16 protein-coding genes and 1 tRNA gene are annotated in these 23,064 nt (G+C 74.0%); 14 read left to right on the forward strand and 3 right to left on the reverse strand.

What is annotated here, in order from left to right; translation table 11 throughout:
- The 13 genes from ABTY61_RS36325 to ABTY61_RS36385 form a co-directional block, all read left to right on the forward strand.
- The coding region (locus ABTY61_RS36325; protein WP_350509455.1) for a phosphopantetheine-binding protein at positions 1–600 on the forward strand (600 nt) is incomplete at its 5' end.
- Complete coding sequence (locus ABTY61_RS36330; protein WP_350509456.1) at positions 597–7,958, forward strand: non-ribosomal peptide synthetase; 7,362 nt, start codon at positions 597–599, stop codon at positions 7,956–7,958. The genes ABTY61_RS36325 and ABTY61_RS36330, both read left to right, overlap by 4 nt.
- Positions 7,959–8,092: 134 nt before the next feature.
- A complete protein-coding gene (locus tag ABTY61_RS36335; RefSeq protein ID WP_350509457.1) occupies positions 8,093–8,296 on the forward strand; it encodes an MbtH family protein in 204 nt (67 codons plus the stop codon).
- Positions 8,297–8,598: 302 nt separating this feature from the next.
- A complete protein-coding gene (locus ABTY61_RS36340; RefSeq protein ID WP_350509458.1) occupies positions 8,599–8,847 on the forward strand; it encodes an acyl carrier protein in 249 nt (82 codons plus the stop codon).
- Positions 8,848–8,928: 81 nt separating this feature from the next.
- Positions 8,929–10,203, forward strand: coding sequence for a beta-ketoacyl-[acyl-carrier-protein] synthase family protein (locus ABTY61_RS36345; RefSeq protein WP_350509459.1), 1,275 nt, complete (start codon positions 8,929–8,931; stop codon positions 10,201–10,203).
- Positions 10,203–11,366: a beta-ketoacyl synthase N-terminal-like domain-containing protein gene (locus tag ABTY61_RS36350; protein ID WP_350509460.1), complete on the forward strand. Its 1,164-nt coding sequence runs from the start codon at positions 10,203–10,205 to the stop codon at positions 11,364–11,366. Before ABTY61_RS36345 ends, ABTY61_RS36350 begins: the two co-directional genes overlap by 1 nt.
- Positions 11,363–12,091, forward strand: coding sequence for a 3-oxoacyl-ACP reductase FabG (fabG, locus tag ABTY61_RS36355; protein ID WP_350509461.1), 729 nt, complete (start codon positions 11,363–11,365; stop codon positions 12,089–12,091). The genes ABTY61_RS36350 and fabG overlap by 4 nt, the downstream gene beginning before the upstream one ends.
- 23 nt (positions 12,092–12,114) lie before the next feature.
- Entirely contained in the window at positions 12,115–13,860 is a 1,746-nt protein-coding gene (locus ABTY61_RS36360; protein ID WP_350509462.1) for a phytoene desaturase family protein, read from the forward strand.
- A gap of 40 nt (positions 13,861–13,900) precedes the next feature.
- Positions 13,901–14,968 (forward strand): 2,3-diaminopropionate biosynthesis protein SbnB, encoded by a 1,068-nt coding sequence (gene sbnB / locus ABTY61_RS36365; protein WP_350509463.1) that lies wholly within the window; start codon positions 13,901–13,903, stop codon positions 14,966–14,968.
- A 172-nt stretch (positions 14,969–15,140) separates the two neighbouring features.
- Positions 15,141–15,623, forward strand: a complete 483-nt coding sequence (locus tag ABTY61_RS36370) for a MaoC family dehydratase (RefSeq protein ID WP_350509464.1) — start codon at positions 15,141–15,143, stop codon at positions 15,621–15,623.
- Positions 15,624–15,714: 91 nt separating this feature from the next.
- A complete protein-coding gene (locus tag ABTY61_RS36375; protein WP_350509465.1) occupies positions 15,715–17,034 on the forward strand; it encodes a sensor histidine kinase in 1,320 nt (439 codons plus the stop codon).
- Positions 16,998–17,642, forward strand: coding sequence for a LuxR C-terminal-related transcriptional regulator (locus ABTY61_RS36380; protein WP_350509466.1), 645 nt, complete (start codon positions 16,998–17,000; stop codon positions 17,640–17,642). The genes ABTY61_RS36375 and ABTY61_RS36380 overlap by 37 nt, the downstream gene beginning before the upstream one ends.
- Positions 17,643–17,710: 68 nt before the next feature.
- Positions 17,711–18,913 carry an HNH endonuclease gene (locus tag ABTY61_RS36385; RefSeq protein ID WP_350509467.1) on the forward strand — a complete coding sequence of 401 codons (1,203 nt, stop codon included), beginning with the start codon at positions 17,711–17,713 and terminating at the stop codon, positions 18,911–18,913.
- A gap of 48 nt (positions 18,914–18,961) precedes the next feature.
- Here the strand turns inward: ABTY61_RS36385 and ABTY61_RS36390 are convergent.
- Positions 18,962–19,035: transfer RNA gene (locus tag ABTY61_RS36390), tRNA-Thr, on the reverse strand.
- A 182-nt stretch (positions 19,036–19,217) separates the two neighbouring features.
- On the opposite strand from ABTY61_RS36390, the gene leuE reads away from it, so the two are divergent.
- Entirely contained in the window at positions 19,218–19,880 is a 663-nt protein-coding gene (leuE, locus tag ABTY61_RS36395; protein ID WP_350509468.1) for a leucine efflux protein LeuE, read from the forward strand.
- 22 nt (positions 19,881–19,902) lie between these two features.
- Here the strand turns inward: leuE and ABTY61_RS36400 are convergent, their stop codons facing one another.
- Together ABTY61_RS36400 and ABTY61_RS36405 are read right to left on the reverse strand one after the other, a co-directional pair.
- Positions 19,903–21,549, reverse strand: a complete 1,647-nt coding sequence (locus ABTY61_RS36400) for an alpha/beta hydrolase (RefSeq protein WP_502895491.1) — start codon at positions 21,547–21,549, stop codon at positions 19,903–19,905.
- A 200-nt stretch (positions 21,550–21,749) separates the two neighbouring features.
- The gene (locus tag ABTY61_RS36405; protein ID WP_350509469.1) at positions 21,750–22,940 is read right to left on the reverse strand and encodes an alpha/beta hydrolase; all 1,191 of its coding nucleotides are present in this window, start codon (positions 22,938–22,940) and stop codon (positions 21,750–21,752) included.
- Between the last annotated feature and the right edge of the window lie 124 nt (positions 22,941–23,064).

Genomic DNA, 23,064 nt, shown 5'->3' on the forward strand with positions numbered 1-23,064 from the left:
ATCCGCACCCTCACCCCGGTCACCGACGCCGCCGTCACCGTCCTGCCCGACGCCTCCGGCAACCCCCGACTGGTCGGCTACCTCACCGGCCCGGGGGTGGACCCCGAGCGGATCCGCGACCAGCTGGCCGACCTGCTGCCCGACTACATGGTCCCGGCCTCCTGGCTGGTCCTGGACGCCATGCCGCTCACCCCCAACGGCAAGCTCGACCGCAAGGCCCTCCCCCAGCCCGCCCCCACCGAGCAGGCCGACCGCCGGGGCCCGCGCACCGAGCACGAGCGGATCCTCTGCGACATCCTCGCCGAGGTCCTCGGGGCCTCCGCCGTCGGCATCGACGAGGACTTCTTCACCCTCGGCGGCGACAGCATCCGCTCCATCCAGGTGGTCAGCCGCGCCCGCAAGGCCGGGCTCACCCTCACCACCCGGGACGTCTTCACCCACAAGACCGCCGCCGCCCTCGCCCGACTGGCCGAGGAGACCGGCACCGAGGCCGCGGCCGCCGAAGCCGCCCCGGCGGAGCCCGGGGAGGGCGGCCTGGTCGAGCTGTCCGACGAAGAACTGGCCGATCTGGAATTCGAGTTGAACGAGGAGCTGTCGTGACGACCGGCCCCGGAACCACCGGCCCCGGACCGAGCGGCCCCACGGCGACCACCACCGCCCCGGTGACGGCCACCGCCACCGCCCCGGCCGCCACCACCCCGGCCACCGCCACCGCAGCCGCCACCGGGGGGAAGATCAGCGAGGTCCTGCCCCTCTCCCCGCTCCAGCAGGGCCTGCTGTTCCTCTCCTCCTACGACCAGGCCGCGCCCGACCTGTACACCCTCCAGCTGGTCGCCGAACTGGACGGCCCGGGCGCGGCCGACGGCGAACAGCTCGCCGCACGCCTGCGCACCGCCACCGCCGCCCTGCTGCAGCGCCACCCCAACCTGCGCGCCTGCTTCCGCCACCGCAAGACCGGCGAACCCGTCCAGGTCGTACTCAAGGACACCGAGCCCCCGTGGCAGCTGCTGGACCTCACCCACCTCCCGGAGGCCGAACGCGAGGCCGAGGCCGGCCGGCTCACCCGCGAGGACCGGCTGCGCCGCTTCGACCCGGCCCGGCCGCCGCTGATGCGCTTCACCCTGATCCGGCTCGGCGAGGGCCGCCACCGCTTCCTCTGGTCGGTGCACCACATCGTCCTGGACGGCTGGTCCTTCCCGCTCGCCGTAAGGGAGTTGGGCCTACTGGGCGACCCGGCCACGGCCGCCGCGCTGCCCGCACCCGCGCCGTACCGGTCCTTCCTGGGCTGGCTGAACGGCCGGGACCAGGCCGCCGCCCGCACCGCCTGGGCGGAGCTGCTGGCCGACCTGGACGGACCGGTCCGGGTACTGCCGTCGACCGGCGCCTCGCCCGAACTCCCCTCCACCACCCGGCGGTTGCTGGACGAGCGGCCCACCGCGGCGCTGTCCGACTGGGCCCGCGGCCAGGGCCTCACCCTGAACACCGTCCTTCAGGGCTGCTGGGCGCTGCTGCTCGGCGGGCTCACCGGCCGCCAGGACGTGGTCTTCGGCTCGGTCACCTCCGGCCGTCCGGCCGAGGTGCCGGGGGTCGAGTCGATGATCGGGCTGTTCGCCAACACCCTCCCGGTGCGCGCCGACCTGCGTCCGGACCGCCGGGCGAGCGAGCTGTTCGCGGCGCTGGCCGCGCAGCAGCTGGCGATGATGCCGCACGAGCACCTGCCACTGGCCGAGGTACAGGCCGCCTCCGGGGTGCGCGGCGAGCTGTTCGACACGGTGCTCGCCTTCCAGAGCTTCCCGATGGACGAGGCCGCGCTGTACCGGGAGTCCGGCGGCACGGTCAGCTCGGCCCGGATCCTCTCCGCCACCCACTACCCGCTGAGCCTCAGCGTCTTCCCCGGCGAGCGCCTGGACCTCCAACTCGGCCACCGCGCCCCGGCCTTCGACGCGGCCCGGGCGGACGGGCTGCTCGACCGGCTGGTGCGCATCCTGGAGCAGGTCGCCGAGGACCCGCACACCCTGCTCGCCCACCTGGGCGCGCCCGAAGCGGCCGTCCAGCCCCCCGGGCCCAGCGAAGTCGCCCCACAGCCCCGGCACACCACCATCCCGGAGCTGTTCGCCGAGCAGGCCGCCCGCACCCCGGAGGCCATCGCGGTCACCGCCCCGGACGCCGAGCTCAGCTACCGCGAACTGGACCAGCGCGCCGACCGGCTGGCCCACCTGCTGGTCGCGCGCGGCGCCGGCCCGGAGTCCTTCGTCGCCGTCGCCCTGCCGCGCGGCGCCGAGCTGGTCGTCGCCGTCCTCGCGGTGCTCAAGGCGGGCGCCGCCTACCTGCCGCTGGAGCCCGCCCACCCGGCCGAGCGGACCGGCCACGCCCTGGCCGACGCCCGGCCCCGGCTGCTGGTCACCGCCAGCGGCCTACTGCCCGGCAGCGGGCTCCCGAGGATCGAGCTCGACACCCCGGAGACCGCCGCCGCCCTCGCCGCTGCCCCCGCCACCGCGCCCGTACCCGCGCCCGCCCTGCGGCCCGAGCACCCGGCGTACGTCATCTTCACCTCAGGCTCCACCGGCCGCCCCAAGGGCGTGGTGGTCCCGCACCGCAACGTGGTCCGGCTGCTGGACAGCACCGAGCGGCACTTCGGCTTCGGACCGCAGGACGTCTGGACGCTGTTCCACTCGATCGCCTTCGACTTCACGGTCTGGGAGCTGTGGGGCGCCCTGCTGTACGGCGGTCGGCTGGTCGTCGTCCCGTACGACGTGTCGCGCTCCCCCGACGCCTTCCTCGACCTGCTCGCCGCCGAGCGGGTGACCGTCCTCAACCAGACCCCGTCCGCCTTCCAGCAGCTGAGCCGCGCCGACGCCGAGCGACCGCGCGAACTCGCCCTGCGCACAGTGGTGTTCGGAGGCGAGGCGCTGGACCAGGGCGGGCTCACGGACTGGTACACCCGGCACCCCGAGGACGCGCCGCGGCTGGTCAACATGTACGGCATCACCGAGACCACCGTGCACGTCACCCGGCACGACCTGACCGCCGCACCGGCTGTCGCCGGGGGCGGCAGCGCGATCGGCCGCGCCCTCCCCGACCTGCGGACCCACCTGCTGGACGGCGCCCTGCGGCCGGTCCCGCCCGGGGTGCCCGGCGAGCTGTACGTGTCCGGCCCAGGCCTCGCCCGCGGCTACCTCAACCGGCCCGCGCTGACCGCCGAACGCTTCGTCGCCTGCCCCTTCGAGACGGGCGGCGCCCGGATGTACCGCACCGGCGACCTCGCCCGGTGGCGGCCGGACGGCACCCTGGAGTACCTGGGCCGGATCGACGACCAGGTCCAACTGCGCGGCTTCCGGATCGAGTTGGGCGAGATCGCGACCGTCCTCGGCCGGCACCCGCTGGTCGCCGAGGCCACCGTACTGGCCCGCGAGGACCGGCCCGGCGACCAGCGCCTGGTCGCCTACGTCGTCCCGACCGCGCCCGAGAGCCCAGAACTCGCCCAGGAGGTAAGGGCGTTCGCCGCCGAACGGCTGCCCGAGCACATGGTCCCGGCCGCCGTGGTCACCCTCCCCGCGCTGCCACTGACCGGCAACGGCAAGCTCGACCGCCGCGCCCTGCCCGCCCCCGCGTACGCCACCACCGCCCGCGCCCCGCGCGGCCGCGAGGAGCAGCTGCTCTGCGCGGTCTTCGCCGAGGTGCTCGGCCTGCCCGAGGTCGGCGCCGACGACGAGTTCTTCGCCCTCGGCGGCCACTCGCTGCTCGCCACCCGGATCGTCAACCGGGCCCGGACGGAGCTCGGCGCCGAACTCCAGGTCAGGGACCTCTTCGAGGCCCCCACCCCGGCCCGGCTCGCCGCCCGGCTGAGCAGTGCCCGCCCCGGCGGCACCGCCGCCCCGCACCGCCCACCGCTCACCGCCGGGCCCCGCCCGGCCGTGCTGCCGCTCTCCCCCGCCCAGCAGCGGCTCTGGTTCGTCGAACAACTGGGCGCCCCCGGCGGGCTCTACCACATCCCGCTGGCCGTCCGGCTCTCCGGCCCGCTGGACACCTCCGCCCTGGCCGCCGCCCTCCAGGACGTCCTGGCCCGGCACGAGTCGCTGCGGACCGTCTTCCCCCGCCACACCTCCGCGGGCGCGCCGGTGGCCGAACAGCGGGTGCTCGCCCCTGCCGAGGCCGTCCTCCCGCTCCCGGTGAGCCGCAGCACCGAGGACGGCCTGCCCGCCGCACTCGCCGCCGAGGCCGCCACCGGCTTCGACCTGGAGCGCGAACTCCCCATCCGAGCAAGGCTCTTCGTCCTCGGGCCGGAGCAGCACGTGCTCTCCCTGGTGCTGCACCACATCGCCGCCGACGGCTGGTCGCTCGCCCCGCTCACCCGCGACCTCACCGCCTGCTACCGGGCCCGCCGCGACGGCCGACCCGCCGAACTCCCGCCGCTGCCCGTCCAGTACGCCGACCACACGCTCTGGCAGCACGGACGGCTCGGCACCGAGAGCGACCCGGACAGCGAGCTCTCCCGCCAACTCCGCTACTGGACGGAACGGTTGCGCGACCTCCCGGCCGAGCTCGCGCTGCCCTTCGACCACCCCCGCAGCACCCGGACCGACCACCGCGGGGCGGCCCACCGCGCCACCGTGCCGCCGCAGCTCGTCGAGCAGCTGCGCCGCACCGCCACCGCCTGGTCGGCCAGCCCCTTCATGCTGCTGCGCACCGCCCTCGCCGCCCTGCTCACCCGGCTCGGCGCAGGCACCGACATCCCGCTCGGCAGCCCGATCGCCGGGCGCACCGACGACCGACTCGACGAGCTGGTCGGCATGTTCGTCAACACCCTGGTGCTGCGCACGGACACGTCCGGCGACCCGTCCTTCCGCGAACTCGCCGAGCGGGTACGGGAGTCCGACCTGACCGCGCACCAGCACCAGGACCTGCCCTTCGAACGGCTGGTCGAGGTGCTCAACCCCGAACGCTCACTGGCCCGGCACCCGCTGTTCCAGGTGATGATCGGCCACCACCGGCTCACCGCCGCCCACCGTCACGCCTCCGCCTCCGACGCCGATCCGGAACTCACCGTCTCCGAGCAGCCCGTCCCGATCCACACCGCCAAGTGGGACCTCTTCTTCCAGTTCACCGAGACCGCCGAAACCACCGCAGCCCCCGAGCACCCCGAAGGCCCGCCCGCCCTCACCCTCACCCTCGAACACCGCCTCGACCTCTTCACCCCCGCCACCGCCCGCCGGATCACCCAGGCCTACCTGCGGCTGCTCGCCGCCGCCCTCGCCGACCCCGGCGCCCCGCTCTCCCGGCCGTCACTGGCCTCCCCCGAGGAGGCCGCCGAGCTGCTCGCCCTCGGCACCCGCCGGCTCGGCGAGACCGGACCGCCCACCACCCTCACCGCCCTGGTCGAGCGCCGGATCGCCGCCACCCCGCAAGCGGTCGCCCTGGTCCACGCCGGGCCGGACGGGCTCCGCCACACCAGCTACGCCGAACTCGACGCCGAGGCCAACCGCCTCGCCCGGCTGCTGACCGAGCGCGGCGCCGGCCGCGGCACGCCGGTCGCGCTGCGCCTGGAGCGCGGCCCGGCGGTGGTGCGCACCCTGCTGGCGATCGCCCGCACCGGCGCCGCCTACCTGCCGATCGACCCGTCCCACCCCGCCGAGCGGGTCCACGGCATACTCGCCGACAGCGGCGTACGGCTGCTGGTCACCCAGCGCTCGCTGGCGGACTTCGACCTGCCCCCGGACGTCCGTCCGCTGGTCCTGGACGACCCCGGGACGGAGGCCGACCTCGCCGACCGGCCCGCCACCGCCCCCGCGGTCACCATCCGCCCCGACGACCTGCTGTACGTCATCCACACCTCCGGCTCCACCGGCCTCCCCAAGGGCGTCGCGGTCACCCACCGCGCCGCCGCCCGCCTGGTGCTGGGCCTGCCGGAGCTCGCCCCGACCGCCGCGGACACCTTCCTGTACTTCGCGCCGGTCGCCTTCGACGCCTCCACCTTCGAGATCTGGGGCCCGCTCGCCCACGGCGCCCGGCTGGCCGTCCAGCCGCCCGGCCCCGCCGATCCGCAGGCCCTGGAGGACTTCCTGGCCCGGGCCGGGGTGACGGTCGCCTTCCTCACCACCCAGCTGGTCAACACCCTCGCCGACACCCGCCCGCGCGCCCTGGCCCCACTGCGCGCCCTGCTCACCGGCGGCGAGGCGCACTCCCGGGACCACCTGGACCGGCTGCGGGCAGCCCTGCCCGACACCACCGTCCTGCACGTCTACGGCCCCACCGAGACCACCACCTTCGCCACCGGCCAGGACCTCGGCCGCGCCGACGGCACCGTCCCGATCGGCCTGCCGATCGGCGACACCGGCGCGTACGTCCTGGACGAGGCGCTGAACCCGGTGCCGCGCGGGGTGGTCGGCGAGCTGTACCTGTCCGGTCCGGGCCTGGCCCGCGGCTACCTGGGCCGGCCCGCGCTGACCGCCGAGCGCTTCGTCGCCTGCCCCTTCGAGGCGGGCGGCGCCCGGATGTACCGCACCGGCGACCTGGTCCGCTGGGACCGGCACGGCCGGATCGAGTACGTCGCCCGCGCCGACCAGCAGGTCAAGATCCGCGGTTTCCGGGTCGAACTCGGCGAGATCGAGGGCCTGTTGGCCGCGCACCCGGCCGTCGCCCGGGCCGCCGTACTGGCCCCCGCCGACGCCGCCGGCCAGCGCCGGCTGGTCGCCTACCTGGTGCCCGCCGAGGGCCGCCCGGCGCCCGGAGCGGCCGAACTGCGGCGCCACCTGGCCCGCTCGCTGCCCGGGCACCTCGTCCCGGAGGCCTACGCCGTGCTGCCCGAGCTGCCGCTGAACGCCAACGGCAAGCTGGACGTCCGCACGCTGCCCGAACCGGCCGCCGCCCCCGCCTCGACCCGGGCCCCCCGGACGTCCGCCGAACGCGTGCTGTGCGCGGCCGTCCAGGAGGTGCTGGGCCTGCCCCGGGTCGGTCCGGACGACTCCTTCTTCGCGCTCGGCGGGGACAGCCTCAAGGCCATCCGGCTGGTCAACGCGGCCGCCCGGTCCGGCCTCCCGCTCACCCTCGGCGCGGTTTTCGAGCACCGCACCCTGGAAACCCTGGCCGCCACCGCCCCTCCCAGCACCAGCCCCCACACTCCCGACCCGCTCACCCTCGACCCGCTCGCCCCCGTGCTGCCGATCCGCCCCACCGGCAGCCGCGCCCCGCTGTTCTGCGTGCACGGCGGCCTCGGCTTCGCGCTGCCCTTCGCCGCCCTCGCCGAGCACCTCGACCCGTCCCGCCCGGTGTACGGTCTCCAGGCCCGCGGCCTGTCCGACGACGGCCCGCTGCCCACCGATCTCGGCCAGGTCGCCGAGGAGTACCTGGCCCGGATCCGGGCGATCCAGCCGCACGGCCCGTACCACCTGCTCGGCTGGTCCTACGGCGGGGTGGTCGCCCACGAGATGGCCGTCCGGCTGCGCGCCGCCGGTGAGCCGGTGGCCCTGCTGGCCAACCTGGACGCCTACCCCGACGACGCCCGCGGCGCCCGGCCGAGCGACGCCGAGTTCCTCGCCGACTTCCTGGCCGAGGCCGGCGCCGAGCCGCCCGCCCTGGACGGCACCGCCCCGCTCACCCCCCGGACCGTCGCCGCCCACCTCGCCGGCACCCCCGGCCCGCTGGCCGGCCTCGGACCCGCCCTGCTGGAGCGCCTGTTGGCCGTCATGCGCAACAATCTGGAGCTGTTCCAGCGCTTCACCCCGCACCGCCTGGACGACTGCCCGATGACCCTCTTCGTGGCCACCGGCGGCGACCGCCGCCCCACCCCGGAGGAGCGCGCCCTCAAGCTCAAGAGCTGGGAGCCGTACGTCGGTTCGGCCGTCCGCCCGCACGACGTGGACGCCGGCCACCAGCAGCTGCTGCGCCCCGGCCCGGCCGCCGCGATCGGCGCCGTCCTCGAAGCGGCGCTCGCCGCTCTCGAAACGCCCGACCACCCGTGACCCGGCCGAGCCGACCGAACCAGCCGAACCAACCACCGAACCAGCCGAACCAGCCGAACCAGCCGAACCAGCCGAACCAGCCGAACCAGCCGAACCAGCCGAACCAGCCGAACCAGCCACAGGAGCGAACCACCATGGCGAACCCCTTCGACCGCGAAGACGGCACCTTCCTCGTCCTCGTCAACGAGGAGGGCCAGCACTCCCTCTGGCCGTCCTTCGCCGCCGTCCCGTCCGGCTGGTCGGTGGCACTGGAGGCCACCGACCGGGCGAGCGCCGTCGCCCACATCGAGGCCAACTGGACCGACCTGCGCCCGCTCAGCCTGCAACGGCAGGACTGAACGCCCCGGCTGAACGCCCCGGCTGAACACGCCGACTGAACGCGCCCGTCCCACCGGGGAATTCACGATCCCCGCAGAACCGCCCCCGCCGACAGCCGCCCGCCGCACCCGTGGATCCCCCGTCCACCAGGTGCGGCGGGCGGCTGTTCCCATGCCCCCGGACCCGCTCCCACCAGGCCCGTTGGCCTCCCCCGACTGCCGTCAGTGAACAGTCAGTTGGACGTCATCGACCCGTCATCGGCGCTGATTAGTTTTCTGGCCAGCAGCAGATTTCCGGGCGTCTGGAAAACGGAGGAAACGAGATGACGACGGTTGTGCCGGAGCGCCTTACCCGTATCCGCGAAATCATCGCCGAGAACATCGACGTGCACACGGAGTTCACCGACACCGCTTTGTTCGTCGACGAGTTGGGCGCGGACTCGCTCAAGCTGATCGATGTGCTGAGCGCGCTGGAGATGGAGTACTCCATCGTCATCGACATGAACGAGCTGCCGAAGATGGTGAACGTGACCACCACCTACGAGGTGACGGCGGCCGCGGCCGGCTGGTAACCGGCCGCCCGCCCCGGTCGGCCGACCCGGCCACCACCCGTTCCGCACCCCTCCCGCTCACACCGCTCTAGGAGAGGTCCCATGGACTCCACCGCACAGTCACCAGCGGCCCCCCGGTCCGGTACGCCGGCCGGGCGCCGCCGGGTCGTCCTCACCGGTCTCGGGGCGATCTCCAGCATCGGCACGGGCATCGAGGAGTACACCGCGGGGCTGCGCGCGGGCCGCTCCGGCGCGCGGCCGATCACCCGCTTCGACACCGAGGGCTTCGGCCAGAACGTCGCCTGCGAGGTCCCGGACTTCGAGCCGGAGCGCTGGATCCACCGGGTCCCGCTCCAGGACATGGGCCGGGCCGGGCAGTTCGCCGTCGCGGCGGCCCGGATGGCGGTGGACGACGCCGGACTGACCGAGGAGGACCTCGGCGAGCGCCAGGCCGTGATCAGCGTCGGCACCACCGACGGCGAGTCGCACGACATCGGGCTGCTGGTCGAGCAGGAGCTGGCCGCCGGGGACCCGAAGGCGATCGACCCGGTGCTGTCCCGCCGGATCAACGCCGGCCGGCTGAGCACCGTGATCGCCCGCGAACTGCGGATGCCGAACGTCGAGCCGACCACCATCACCACCGCCTGCGCGGCCGGCAACTACTCGATCGGCTACGGGCTGGACGCGATCCGCTCCGGCGACGTCGACATCGCGCTGTGCGGCGGCACCGACGCGGTCTGCCGCAAGGCCTTCGCCCTGTTCAAGCGCTTCGGCGCGCTCACCCCGGACGTGGTCCGTCCGTTCGACCGCGACCGCCAGGGCATCCTGACCGGCGAGGGCGCAGGCATCCTCGTCCTGGAGAGCCTGGAGTCCGCGCTCTCCCGCGGCGCCCGGATCCACGCCGAGGTGCTCGGCTACGGCCTCAGCTGCGACGCCGCCCACGCCACCGCCCCCAACCGGGACGGCATCGCCCGCGGCATCCGGCTCGCCCTGGCCGACGCCGGGGTCGAACGCGACGAGATCGACTTCATCTCCGCACACGGCACCGGCACCAAGGCCAACGACCGGACGGAGTCGGCCGCGATCCTCGACGTCTACGGCGACACCCCGCCGCGCACCGTCGCCGTGAAGTCCATGCTCGGCCACTCGATGGGCGCCGCCAGCGCGCTCGCCGCGATCGCCTGCAGCATCGCCATCGAGGAGCAGTTCATCCCGCCGACCATCAACCACCGGGAGACCGACCCGGACTGCCCGCTGGACGTCGTCCCCAACCAGGCGATCGACGCCGAGGTCCGGATCGTGGAGAACAACTCCTCCGCCTTCGCCGGCAACAACGCCATCCTGATCCTGGGCACGTACGGAGAGCGAGACCGCTGATGACCACCGCCACCGCCCCGACGGCCCTGCCGCCGGAGACCCTCGTCATCACCGGCTGGTCGGCCGTCTCGCCGTACGGCCTGACCAGCCGCGCCTTCGCGGACGGCCTGCGGGCCGGCGCCCGCACCGCCGCCGAGCCGGCCGAGGCGTACGGCCCGCTGCCCTCGCCCGAGGTCTGCCTGGTGCCCGGCTTCGACATCAAGGGCCTGCTCGGCCCCACCGGCACCGCCAAGATGGACCGGCTCACCGCGCTCACCCTGGTCGCCTCCGACGGCCTGCTGAAGGACGCCGACGGCAACCGGGTGGTCGCCACCGACGAGTTCACCGGCGTGGTCCTCGGCATCTCGATGGGCAGCCTGGAGAACGTCACCAACTTCCTGAAGCAGTCGTACACCAACGCACTGCCCTTCCACGTCGACGCCGGCCGCATCCCCTTCGGCAGCCTCAACCACGCCGCCGGCGCCACCGCGATCCGGCACGAGCTCACCGGCCCCAACACCACCGTCGCGGGCGGCCGGGTCAGCGGCCTGCTGGCGCTCAACTACGCGCGCCGGCTGCTGGGCCAGGGCCGGGCGACCAAGTACCTGGTGGGCTCGGCCGAGGAGTTCTCCACCGCGCACGCCTGGATCGAGCACGCCGCCGTCGCCCCCGGCGACCCGGCGCCGCTGCTCGGGGAGGGCTGCGGCCTGTTCGTGGTCGAGCCGGCCGGCACCGCCCAACGCCCGCCGCTGGCAGCCGTCCTGGCGATCGAGACCCGGGTCGACATCGACGACGACCCCGGCGCCGCCGTCACCGCCTGCGTCCACCGCGCCCTCGCCCGGGCCGGTGCCACCGCCGAGGAGGTGTGGGCCGCCGTGCCCAGCGCCGCGCCCACCGCGGCCGGCCGGGCCGAGCAGGCGGCACTGGCCGCGCTGCTGCCCGCCCCGGCGCTCACCGCCGTGCCGTCCATGGCCCTGCTCGGCGACACCAGCGCGGCCGCCGCCACCTTCCAGATCCAGGCGCTGCTCAGCGTCGCCGAGGCCGAGCCGGCCGCGGCGGGCCGGATCGCCCTGGTCACCGCCGTCGACCGGGACGGCGCGGTGGGCTGCGCGGTGCTGCGGCTGCTGGCCCCGGCCCCCTCCTCGACGCCGACCGCCCCCGCCCTGAACGGAGCCACCGCATGATCGCCCTGGTCAGCGGCGGCTCCCGGGGCATCGGCCGGGCGATCGTGCAGCGGCTCGCCCGGGACGGCTACGACGTCGCCTTCTGCTACCGCTCCGACGCCGACGCCGCCGACCGGCTGGTCAAGGAGGTCGGGGAGTCCGGCACCCGGATCACCGCCACCCGCTGCGACGTGTCCGACTCCGCCGAGGTCCACGACTGGTTCGCCCGCACCGAGCGCGAGCTCGGCCCGGTGGACGCCGCGGTCACCTCGGCCGGCATCACCCGGGACCGTCCGGTCATCCTGATGCCCGAAACCGACTGGGCCCAGGTGCTGCGCACCAACCTCGACGGGGTCTACCACGTGTGCCGCGCCGCCGCCTTCGCGATGAGCAAGCGCCGCAGTGGAGTGATCGTCAACCTGTCCTCCGTATCGGGGATCTACGGCAACGTCGGCCAGGCCAACTACGCCGCCTCGAAGGCGGGGATCATCGGCTTCACCAAGTCCCTGGCCAAGGAGTGCGGCCCGCGCGGCGTGCGGGCCAACGTGGTCGCCCCGGGCCTGATCGCGACCGACATGGTCGGCGACATGTCCGCGGCCGCGATGGAGCGGATGCTGGGGAACGTCGCGCTCGGGCGGGCCGGCAAGCCGGAGGAGGTGGCCGACCTGGTCTCCTTCCTGCTGTCCGACCAGGCGGCGTACATCAGCGGGTCGGTCTTCGAGATCCACGGCGGCGGCACGTTCTGATGGTCCGACGAACGGGGGCGGGAATGCGGGAAGTACAGGGTCCGACGGCCGGCGGCGGCAGAGACCACCACGACGACCACTACGAGGACCACTACGACGCGATCGTGGTCGGCAGCGGCCTCGGCGGGCTGGTCAGCGCGGCGTACCTGGCCGCCGACGGACGCCGCGTGCTGGTCCTCGAACAGCACGACGTGGCGGGCGGCAACGCCCACGTCTTCCGGCGCCGGCGCAAGTACGAGTTCGACGTGGGCACCCACTACGTCGGCGACTGCGGGCCCGACGGCATCCTCCCCGCGATCCTGTCCGGCCTCGGCGTCCGCGACCGGGTCTCCTTCCGCCCGATGGACAACGAGCAGGGCTTCGACCGGATCATCACCCCCACCGCCACGCTGGACGTGCCGGCCGGCTGGACGGCCTACCGCGACCGGCTGTGCGACGCGCTGCCCGAGGAGACCGAGGGCATCGACCGCTTCGTCCACCTCGCCGAAGCGGTGGCCGGCGCCACCCGGGAGGCCCTGCTCGGCCGCCCCATGGTCGACCTGTTCCGCCAGTCCCCGGACACCATGCGCTGGGCCCGCCGGGCCCGCACCCTCGCCGACGCCCTGGACCACTGCGGCGTCTCCCCCAAGGCCCGCACCCTGCTCGCCGCCCAGGCCGGCAACTACGCCACCATGCCGGACGGCATCACCTTCGCCGAGCACTCCGCCATGCTCGACCACTACCTGCGCGGCGCCTACTACCCGGAGGGCGGCGGACAGGTCCTGGTGGCCGCCTTCGTCGAAGCCCTGGAGTCGTACGGCGGCGAGCTGCGCACCCGCTGCGAGGTGCGCCGCATCCTGATCGAGGAGGGGCGCGCCACCGGCGTCGAACTCGCCGACGGCAGCCGGATCTCCGCCCCCTTGGTGATCTCCAACGCCGACTACCGCCGCACCGTGCTCGACCTGTGCGGCGGCGAGCGGGCCTTCCCCGCCGACCTGGTCGACCGGACCCGCACGGCCACCATGCGCGGCGCCCTGGTCGCGGTCTACATCGCGCTCGACACCGAGCTGCCCGGCCTGCCCAACGCCAACCTCTGGTGGCACGGCAGCGACGACATGGAGGCCGCGCACGCCGCCATGATCGAGCGCTGGGAACGCGAGCGCAGGCTGGACTCGATACCCCAGCTGATGTTCTCCTTCGCCTCCCACAAGGACCCGGGCTCGGCCGCGGTCTGCCCGCCCGGCCACACCAACTTCCAGCTGCTCACCCTCTGCCCGCCCGGCTACGACTTCTGGGGCGTGCGGGGCGGCCCGGCGGACGGCGAGCCCTACCGCCGTAACCCCGCATACCAGGAGCGCAAGCAGCAGTTCACCGAACTGATGCTGACCACCGCCGAGAAGGTGATCGGCCCCTTCCGGGAGCGCATCACCCACCTCGAGACGGCGACCCCGCTCAGCCACGAGCGCTACATCCGCAGCAGCGGCGGCACCCCGTACGGCATGGCCCGCTGGGGCAGCGTCAGCCAGCGGCCCGACCTGCGCACCGACGTCGAGGGCCTGTACGTGGTCGGCCAGAGCACCCGTTTCGGCAGCGGCCTGGGCGCGGTGGCCACCGGCGGCGTGGTCGCCGCCGGGCAGATCCTCGACCGGCCGCTGATGCCCGAACTGGTCGCCGGCACGGTGCTCGGCGACCCGGCCAGGCTGCCCGACCGCGGCCCCGGCTGGGACCCGCTGCTGGTCTCCCGCGGCCGCTCCCGGCAGAGCGCCAAGGGCCTCGCCCGGATCGGCTGAAACCCCACTCCCGTCCCACCCGACCAGGAGCAGTGTTCCCATGACCAGTGCTGCCACGCCCGGTGCACCGACCTTCGCCGTCGTCTCCGGCGCCCAGGTGCACGAGGCCCTCCACGGCCACGAGCAAGACGTCATCGCCACCGTCGAGGCCGCCTACCGGCTGCACGGCGAGGGGCGGACGGTCAACCCGGACTCGTACTTCCTGCGCTTCCCGGACCGCCCGTCCGACCGGATCATCGCCCTGCCGGCCTCGCTCCGGGCCTCCGGCGAGGGCGACTCCGGCGATCCCGGCGTGCACGGCATCAAGTGGATCTCCAGCTTCCCGGGGAACGTGGCGGCCGGCCTGCCGCGCGCCTCCGCCGTCCTGATCCTCAACGACGCGGAGACCGGCTACCCGTTCGCCTGCCTGGAGAGCTCGATCATCAGCGCGGTGCGCACCGCCGCCTCCGCCGCCCTCGCCGCCGCCCGGCTGGCCGACGCCCGCGGCGAACGCCCGCGCCGGGTCGGCTTCTTCGGGGTCGGCCTGATCGCCCGCTACATCCACACCTACCTCGCCGCCAACGGCTTCGACTTCACCGAGGCCGGCGTCCACGACCTCTCCGCGGACCACGCCCGGGGCTTCGCCGACTACCTGCGCCGGTCCGAGGGCGAGGAGTTGACGGTCACCGTCCACGAGAAGCCCGAGGACCTGGTCCGCTCCGCCGACCTGGTCGTCTTCGCCACCGTGGCCGGCGAACCGCACGTGACGGACCCCTCCTGGTTCGACCACCATCCGCTCGTGCTGCACATCTCGCTGCGCGACCTCTCCCCCGGGATCGTCCTCGACTCCTGGAACGCGGTCGACGACATCGACCACTGCCTGAAGGCCGGCACCTCCCCGCACCTGGCCGAACAGCAGGTCGGCCACCGGGAGTTCGTGGCCGGCACGCTGTACGACGTGCTCACCGGCGCGATCACCCCGCCCGCCGACCGCCCGGTGGTCTTCTCCCCGTTCGGCCTCGGCGTGCTCGACCTGGCCGTCGCCAAGCACGTCTACGACCACGTCCGGTCCGCCGACCGACTGCACACCGTGCCCGGCTTCTTCCACGAGCTCAAGCGCTACGGCTGACCCCCGCGCCACCACCACCGGGCGCCTGCCCCTCCCGGGGCGGGCGCCCTTGCCGTTCCCCCTCCCCTTCTCCCCTTCTCCCCTTCTCCCCCTCTCCCCCTCTCCCTCTTTCCCCTTCTCCCGTCAGTGGAGCGTCAGTTGAGCGTCAGCCCGGTGGGCGGACAATCACCCCATGAGATCCTTTGCCACCCTGGCCGAGTTCGCCGAGGCGACCGGTGAGCACCTCGGCTACAGCGACTGGCTGGTCGTCACCCAGCACAACGTCGACCGGTTCGCCGGCGCGACCGGCGACCTCCAGTGGATCCACGTGGACCCCGAGCGCGCGGCCACCGGCCCGTTCGGCACCACCATCGTCCACGGCTACATGACACTCGGCCTGCTGCCCGCGATGATGCGCGCGATCTTCGAGATCAAGGACGTCACGATGGGCGTCAACTTCGGCCTGGACAAGGTGCGTTTCCCGCACCCGGTGAAGGTCGGCGCCCGGGTCCGCGGCGGCGCCCGGGTCACCAGCGTCCGCGAGACCCCGGCCGGCCACCTGGCCGCGGTGCGGATGACCGTGGAGATCGAGGGCGAGACCCGCGCGGCCTGCGTGGCCGACACCCTCTCCCTCTTCGTCGCCGACCCCGTCCCCGTTGCCCAAGAGGGGAGTTAGTACTACCGATTTCCGCCCCCCGCCGCCGCCAGAATGGTCTCCCCGGCCACCGCGGCCGGGTCGCACGCAGGCACCAGAGAGGAGCGTGTCCATGGACCGCACGATGCAGCTCGGGTCCGACCCGGCACCGGTCGAGATCAGGGGCTTCTCCGCCTCCGCCGGACTCACCGGACTACGGCGCGCGTTGACCCTCTGCTGGCTCTCCGTCGCCGCCTTCGGCCGGTCCCTCGGACTCACCACGGCGATCTCCCTGATCGGCCCCGGCCTCGGCCTGGTCCCCCGGTCGATGGAGCGCGTCCGCTCCCTGGCGGCCCGTCAGCGCGGCCTGGCCGAGGACTGGTCGGGCGTCCGGATCCCCGGCCCGCCCGGACCGCTGCCGCCCGCCCCGGAGGGCGCCTCCGGGGCGATCGCCCGCTACCGCTGGATCATGAGCGACCCGCAGACCCGCCGGGAGTTCGCCTGGGTCCTCACCGACCCGATCGCCGGCGGCTTCCTCGCCTTCGGCCCGATCGCCCTGGTGCTCAGCGGCTTCTGGGGCATCTTCCTGGCCTTCTTCGGCGTCCCGCTGTCCGTCGAGTGGGACGGCCTCTGGTACCAGTTCATCCCGATCGACGGCCAGGCCACCGCGGTCCTGGCCGGCGTCCTCGGCCTGCTCCAACTCCCATTCGCCCTCTGGGTCGCGCCCCGCGCCGTGCGCAAGCACGCCCGCTACACCCGCTCGATGCTCGCCCCGAGCGAGCAGGAGCTGATGGCCAGCCGGATCGAGCACCTCACCACCACCCGCAGCACCGCGGTGGACACCCAGATGGCCGAGATCCGCCGGATCGAACGCGACCTCCACGACGGCGCCCAGGCCCGCCTGGTCGCGATGGGCATGACCCTGGACGCCGCCGAGCACCTCCTGGAGACCAACCCGGACGCCGTCCGCGCTCTGCTGATCGAGGCCCGGGAGTCCTCCTCCAAGGCCCTCGAGGAGATCCGCAACCTGGTCCGCGGCATCCACCCGCCCGTCCTCGCCGACCGCGGACTCGCCGACGCGGTAAGGGCGTTGGCGATGGTCTGCCCGGTCCCCACCGAGGTCGCGGTGGACCTCCCCGGCCGCCCCGAGATGCCCGTCGAGTCCGCCGCCTACTTCGCCATCTCGGAGATCCTCACCAACGTCTCCAAGCACTCCCACGCCGACCGCGCCTGGATCGACATCCGCTACGATCACGGCATGCTGCGCGTCACGGTCACGGACACCGGCCGCGGCGGCGCGGACGCCACCCGCGGTACCGGCCTGCGCGGCATCGAGCGGCGGCTCGCCACCTTCGACGGCGTCCTCGCGGTCAGCAGCCCCGTCAACGGCCCCACCATGGTCACCATGGAGCTCCCGTGCGCATTGTCCTCGCCGAAGACCACTTCCTCCTGAGGGACGGCCTGATCCGCCTCCTCCAGGCCTACGGCCACGAGGTCGCCGCCGCCGTCGACAACGGCGCCGACCTCCTCCGCGCCCTCACCGACCACCAGCCGGACGTCGCCGTCGTCGACGTCCGGCTCCCCCCCAACTTCACCGACGAGGGCCTGCGCGCCGTCCTCACCGCCCGCCGCACCATGCCCACCCTCCCGGTCCTCCTCCTCTCCCAGTACGTCGAACCCCTCTACGCCCGCGAACTCCTCGCCAGCGGCGGCCGCGGCGTCGGCTACATGCTCAAGGACCGCGTCACCAACGGCTCCCAGTTCCTCGACTCCATCCAGCGCGTCGCCGACGGCGGCACCGCCATGGACCCCGAGGTCATCTCCCAACTCCTGATCCGCAAGGAACGCGACGAATCCGTCGCCGCCCTCTCCACCCGCGAACGCGAAGTCCTCGAATGGGTCGCCCAGGGCCGCTCCAACGCCGGCATCGCCCAGGGCCTCTTCATCACCGAGAAGGCCGTCGCCAAACACATCAGCAACATCTTCACCAAACTCAACCTCCTCCCCACCGACGCCGACAACCGCCGCGTCCTCGCCGTCCTCGCCTACCTCGACCAGTAACCGCGAATCGGAACGGACTCGCGTGTCAGTGCCAGCGCCTAGGCTTCTTGCGGATCCGAGGAGGGACGTTGTCGACCGACACCCACGAGCCGCCCGACGCTTCAGCAGTGCTGAAGGCGATCTCCGAGCACGACGAGGTCGACCCAAAGGCCTTCCACACCCGCTACGAGGGCGGCGAGGGCGACCAGTACCACCTCCAGCACGGTGACCGGCTCTACAGCGCGAAGGCCATCGCCGGTGCGGCCTACGACTTCCAGCCCCCGCCGACCGACCCGGCCCGGGCGGGGGCCAGCATCAGTGAGATCCGCGCCGCCGCTGCCTTGCGCACCAGCGGCTTCACGGTGCTGAACGGACGCCCGGCCACCGTCGAGGAGGAACTCGGCTGGCGGCTGGTCGTCTGGAAGCACCTCCTCGCCAGCAGCGACGCCGACGGGCTACTCACTTCGTACGAGGTCCGGTCAGTGCGTGCCTTCGGTGGCCAGCAGGGAATCTGGACCGACAAGGCGCGGACCAAGCACATCCACCACAACGGCCTCGGTGTGGCCCTGAAGCACACCGGTACGGACTACCCGGACACGGTCACCGAGGAGAGCGCCCTCTACCGCTACCCCGACACCAAGCGGTCGGGGCAGGACCAAACCGAGATCCTGGCCACCAAGACCGCCGCCAAGCTCGGGCTCCCCATCTTCCTGATCTCGGAGCGCGGGAACCGGCGGTTGGTCAAGCTCGGTTGGGTCGCCGGCTGGGAGGACCGCAGCGGGCAGTTCTACGTCACGTTCGGTCCCGAAGCCCCGACCGCGCTCCTCACCCAGGACCGTTCGGACGAGCAGCCGTTCGTACTTGAGGGCAACCGTCGGGGACAGCGCACCGGAAAAGTCCCGACCCGACCCGACCAAGCACAGTTCAAGCTGGAGGTCTTCCAGCGCTACGGGCCGACCTGCCCGCTCTCCGGCCTGGCGGTCCCCGAGATGATCGAAGCCGCCCACCTGCGCCCCTCCGCCAAGAACGGCACGTCCGACCCGCGCAACGGCTTGCCCCTCAACGCCGCACTCCACCGCGCGTTCGATGCCGACCTCTTCGCCATCCACCCGGACACGCGAGAGATCCTCGTCCGCCCCCAAGGCCCCACGCTGGCCCAACTCGGCATCATCAAGACCCACCTCGACGGCCTGGACAAGTACCCCCACCGCGACGCCCTGGCCTGGCGCCACACACAGTGGCTCGAGAAGAACAAGCCCACCCCCACCAAACCCCGCCGCCGCACCCCATGAACGCCGAAGGGCCCGGACAGCAAACCTGACCGGGCCCTCCACCTACTGAGCCGCCTGCGGGATTCGAACCCGCGACCTACGCATTACGAGTGCGTTGCTCTGGCCAACTGAGCTAAGGCGGCACCGCTGCCACACGCGGTGGCAACGCGGGTCAGTCTACACAGGTTCGCAGGTGATCCGTAGCCGGGGTGGTGGGGTGGCCGGTGGGGGCGGGCGGGGCGGATGGTTTCCGTTTCAACCGATCAGCGGTACGACGTTAGGATGATCGCCCCCCTGCTGGCCCTTCCCCACCCCCGGAGCCACCGTGTTCGGTGTCAACGACCTGGCGACGTACGTCCTCGGCGCCCTCGTCATCATCCTGCTGCCCGGCCCCAACTCGCTGTACGTGCTGTCGGTGGCCGCCCGCAAGGGCATCCGGACCGGGTACCGGGCCGCGGCGGGCGTCTTCGTGGGAGACCTCACGCTGATCAGCCTGACCTCGCTGGGGGCCGCCTCGCTGCTGAAGGCCAACCCGGCGGTGTTCGCGGTGGTGAAGTTCGGCGGTGCCGCGTACCTGCTGTGGATCGGGTTCGGGATGCTGCGGGCGGCCCGCCAGCTGTGGCGCGAGCGCCGGGCCGCCGAGACCGGCCCGGCGGGTGAGGCCGAGACGGCGTCGGCGGAGGCGGGCGAGCGGCCGTTCCGTCGGGCGCTGGTGATCAGCCTGCTGAACCCGAAGGCGATCCTGTTCCTGCTGTCGTTCTTCACCCAGTTCGTCGACCCGCACTACGGGCAGCCCGTGCTCTCCTTCGCGCTGCTGGGCGGGATCCTGCAGACCTTCAGCATGCTGTACCTCTCGCTGCTGATCTTCGCCGGCACCACGCTGGCGACCGCCTTCCGCCGCCGCCGGCGCCTGTCCGCGACCCTGACCAGCGGTGTCGCCGTCCTGTTCGCGGGCTTCGCCGCGAAGCTGGCGGTCTCCTCCGCCTGAGCGCGAGCCCGCCGGCGAGCCGCTAGCGGTCGCAGCGCTTGCCCTGCTCCGGGGCCTCCCCGGTGAGCAGGAACCGGTTGACCGCGCCGTCAACGCAGGTGCTGCGGCGACCGTACGCGGTGTGGCCGTCGCCGTCGTAGGTGAGCAGGCGGCCGGACTCCAGCTGTCCGGCCAGTGAGCGGGCCCAGTCGTAGGGGGTGGCCGGGTCGCGGGTGGTGCCGATGACGACGATCGGGGCGGCGCCCGCGGCGCGGATGGTGTGGGCCGCTCCGGTGGCCCGCACCGGCCAGTAGGCGCAGGTCAGGGCCATCCAGGCCATGTCGCGCCCGAAGTGGGGCGAGGCGCGTTCGAAGTCCGGTACGGCCCGCTGGACGTCCTCGGGTGAGCGGAACGGGGCGGGCAGGTCGAGGCAGTTGACGGCCGTGTTGGCGAACATCAGGTTGGGGTACGAGCCGTCCGCCGAGCGTCCGTAGTAGGCGTCGGAGAGCTTCAGCAGCCCGCTGCCGTCGCCCGCCCTGGCGTCGGTGAGCGCGGTGCGCAGCTTGGGCCAGAGGAACTCCGCGTACATGGCTTGGACGACACCGGTGGTGGCCTGGGAGCCGGTGAGTCGGCGCCCGTTGTCGCTGCTGGGCAGCGACTGGGCGTGGACGGCCGTGAGCAGGGCGGTGAGCTGGTCCCCGACCTGCTGTTGGGTGCGGCCGAGCGGGCAGTCCTCACGCTTGGCGCAGTCCTCGGCGAAGGCGGCCCAGGCGGTCTCGAAGCCGCCCGCCTGGGTGCGGTTGCCGGCGACCGAGTCGAGCGCCGGGTCCATCGCGCCGTCCAGCACCACCCGCCCGACCCGGCCGGGGAACAGCCCGGCGTAGGTGGCGCCGAGGAAGGTGCCGTACGACTTTCCGACGAAGTTCAGCCGCTCGTCGCCGAGCAGGGCGCGCAGCACGTCCATGTCGCGGGCCGCCTCGACGGTGCTGAGGTGGCCGAGCGCGGGGCCGGCCTGCCGGCGGCAGCCCTCGGCGAACTCCTTGTCGGCGGCGACCAGGGCGTCGATCGCCCGCTGGTCGCCGGGGGCCAGGTCGGCGGCGGTGAAGGCGTCCATCCGTTCGCCGCTCAGGCAGCTGACGGGATTGCTGCGGCCGACCCCGCGCGGATCGAGGCCGACCAGGTCGTACCGGGCGCGGACCGTGCGGTCGTACGTCCCGGCGACGGCCTCCAGGTACTCGATCGCCGAGCCGCCGGGGCCGCCCGGGTTGAGCAGCAGCGAACCCGCCCGGGGATCGCCGGCGGACTCACCGGGTACGGCGGCGGCGCGGGCGGCCGAGAGCATGAGCTCCCCGTCGCCGGGGCGCTCGTAGTCCAGCGGGACCCGGAAGGTGGCGCACTCGAAGCCGCCGTCGCACGGCTGCCACTCCGGGTGCTGCGCGTAGTAGGGCGCGAGCGCGGCGGGTACGGCGGCGGGCAGCGCCTCCAACGGGGTGGCGGTGGCGTTCGCCGTGGCGGCGCCGACGCCGGGCGCGTCGGACGGGGCCTGCCCGGACACCCCGCTGGCGCCGACCGTCCCGGCCCGCCCCGAGGGACCCCGGCTGCACCCGCCCACCCCGACCGCCAGCAGTCCCACCGCGACCACCGCGGCAACCGCCCGGACCCGCCCGGAGCCCCGCGCCCTCATCCTCATCCGCTTCCTCTCCCTCTCCGCCGCTCCGAGAAAAGTACGAGCACGAACACGAACACGAGCACAAGAACGAGTGCAAGAACGAGCACGAGAACGTGTCCGGGAACGAGCACGGAGAAACGCCGCTGCCCGGTACCCACCCCGGGTACCGGGCAGCGTAACGCCGGCTCGACCGACGCCCACGACGCCCCGACCGACGTCGCTCAGGACGCCTTGGCCAGTGCCTCGGCCAGGAACTGCGCCGCCTGCCGGACCAGTCGCAGCCGCTCCCGGTCCGCGGAGTAGTCCTGCACGTTGTCCGAGATCCGCACCTCGGCCTTGGCCGCCGGGCCCGGCCCGGCCTTGAGCGCGGTCTGCAGCTTGCGGGCCGCGTCCAGCCCGGCGGCATCGCCCTTGGCGGCGGCCAGCAGCAGCTTGGCCGAGCTGCCCGCCGGGGCCTCGGCGCCGGTCTGGGTGAGCGCGGCGGCGTCGTAGCGGCCGGAGACGGCGGCGGCCGCGCCGTACAGGTCCGGGCGGGCCAGCCCGGCCGCGGCGGCGCACGGCGCGCCGCCCTCGACCCCGAGGGCGCCCCAGGAGGCCGGGCCGGGCGGCAGGGTGCGGAAGGAGGCGGCGATGGTGGTGCGCAGGGTCGCGTCGTCGGCGACGGCGGCCGGCGCGGCGGCGACCAGTTCGCAGGGGTGCGCGGTGCCGTTCGGCGCCTCGGGGGCGACCAGGATGAACGGGCGGGCGCGGCCCGCCTGCAGGGCCGCGCCGACGCCCTCGAAGACGTCCGGGACCTCGGCGTCTGCGGTCTTGCTCGGGGTGGCGGCGTGCATCACGACGACCGGGAAGCGCGCGTTCGGCTCCTTCGCGTACTGCGGCGGCAGCCAGACCCGGACGTTGCGCGGCTTTCCGTCGGGGCCGAGCACGGCGGACTGCAGCAGCTCGCCGCCGCCCGGGTGCCCGACGCTGTCGAAGCGGCTGGCCACGGCGGGAGTGGCGGCCGCTGTGCCGGCCCCCGCCGCAGCCGACTCGGCAGCAGGCGGCGCCGCCTGCTGCCGACCGGCCGCACCCGGCGCACCCGCCGTACCCGCCGTACCCGCCGTACCCGCCGCGGAGCCCGCCCAGGCCCCGGCGGCGGCCGCGTCGACAGCGGGCTCTGCCCGGTCCGCCGTCTCCCCGCCGTGGCCCAGACCGCCGAACGCCCCGAGCGCGGTGAGCAGCGTCAACGCGGTGACGCACACCCCGCAGACCATCGCCCCGCCCGCCCGGACCAGCATCGGCCACCGGTCGCCCGCCAGCTCGTAGGTCGCGGCGGCCCGCAGGTCGCGCCAGCGCTGGAGCGCACCGCGCGCCAGCCAGATCCCGCCGACGGCGGCAGCCAGCAGGGGAATGACGAGGAGCGGACGAACCACGGAACGCACCACCTCGGGACGAGGGCCGGCGCCGGACCGGACCCGGTGCCGTGCAGGAGACGACCACTCCGGCGGCGGGCCCTCCCGACCGGGAGGACCGGGACACGGCCGGGACGCAGTCGGC

Origin of the sequence: Kitasatospora sp. NPDC096128, assembly GCF_040303105.1 — a bacterium.
In the GTDB taxonomy this organism is placed as follows: Bacteria; Actinomycetota; Actinomycetes; order Streptomycetales; family Streptomycetaceae; genus Kitasatospora.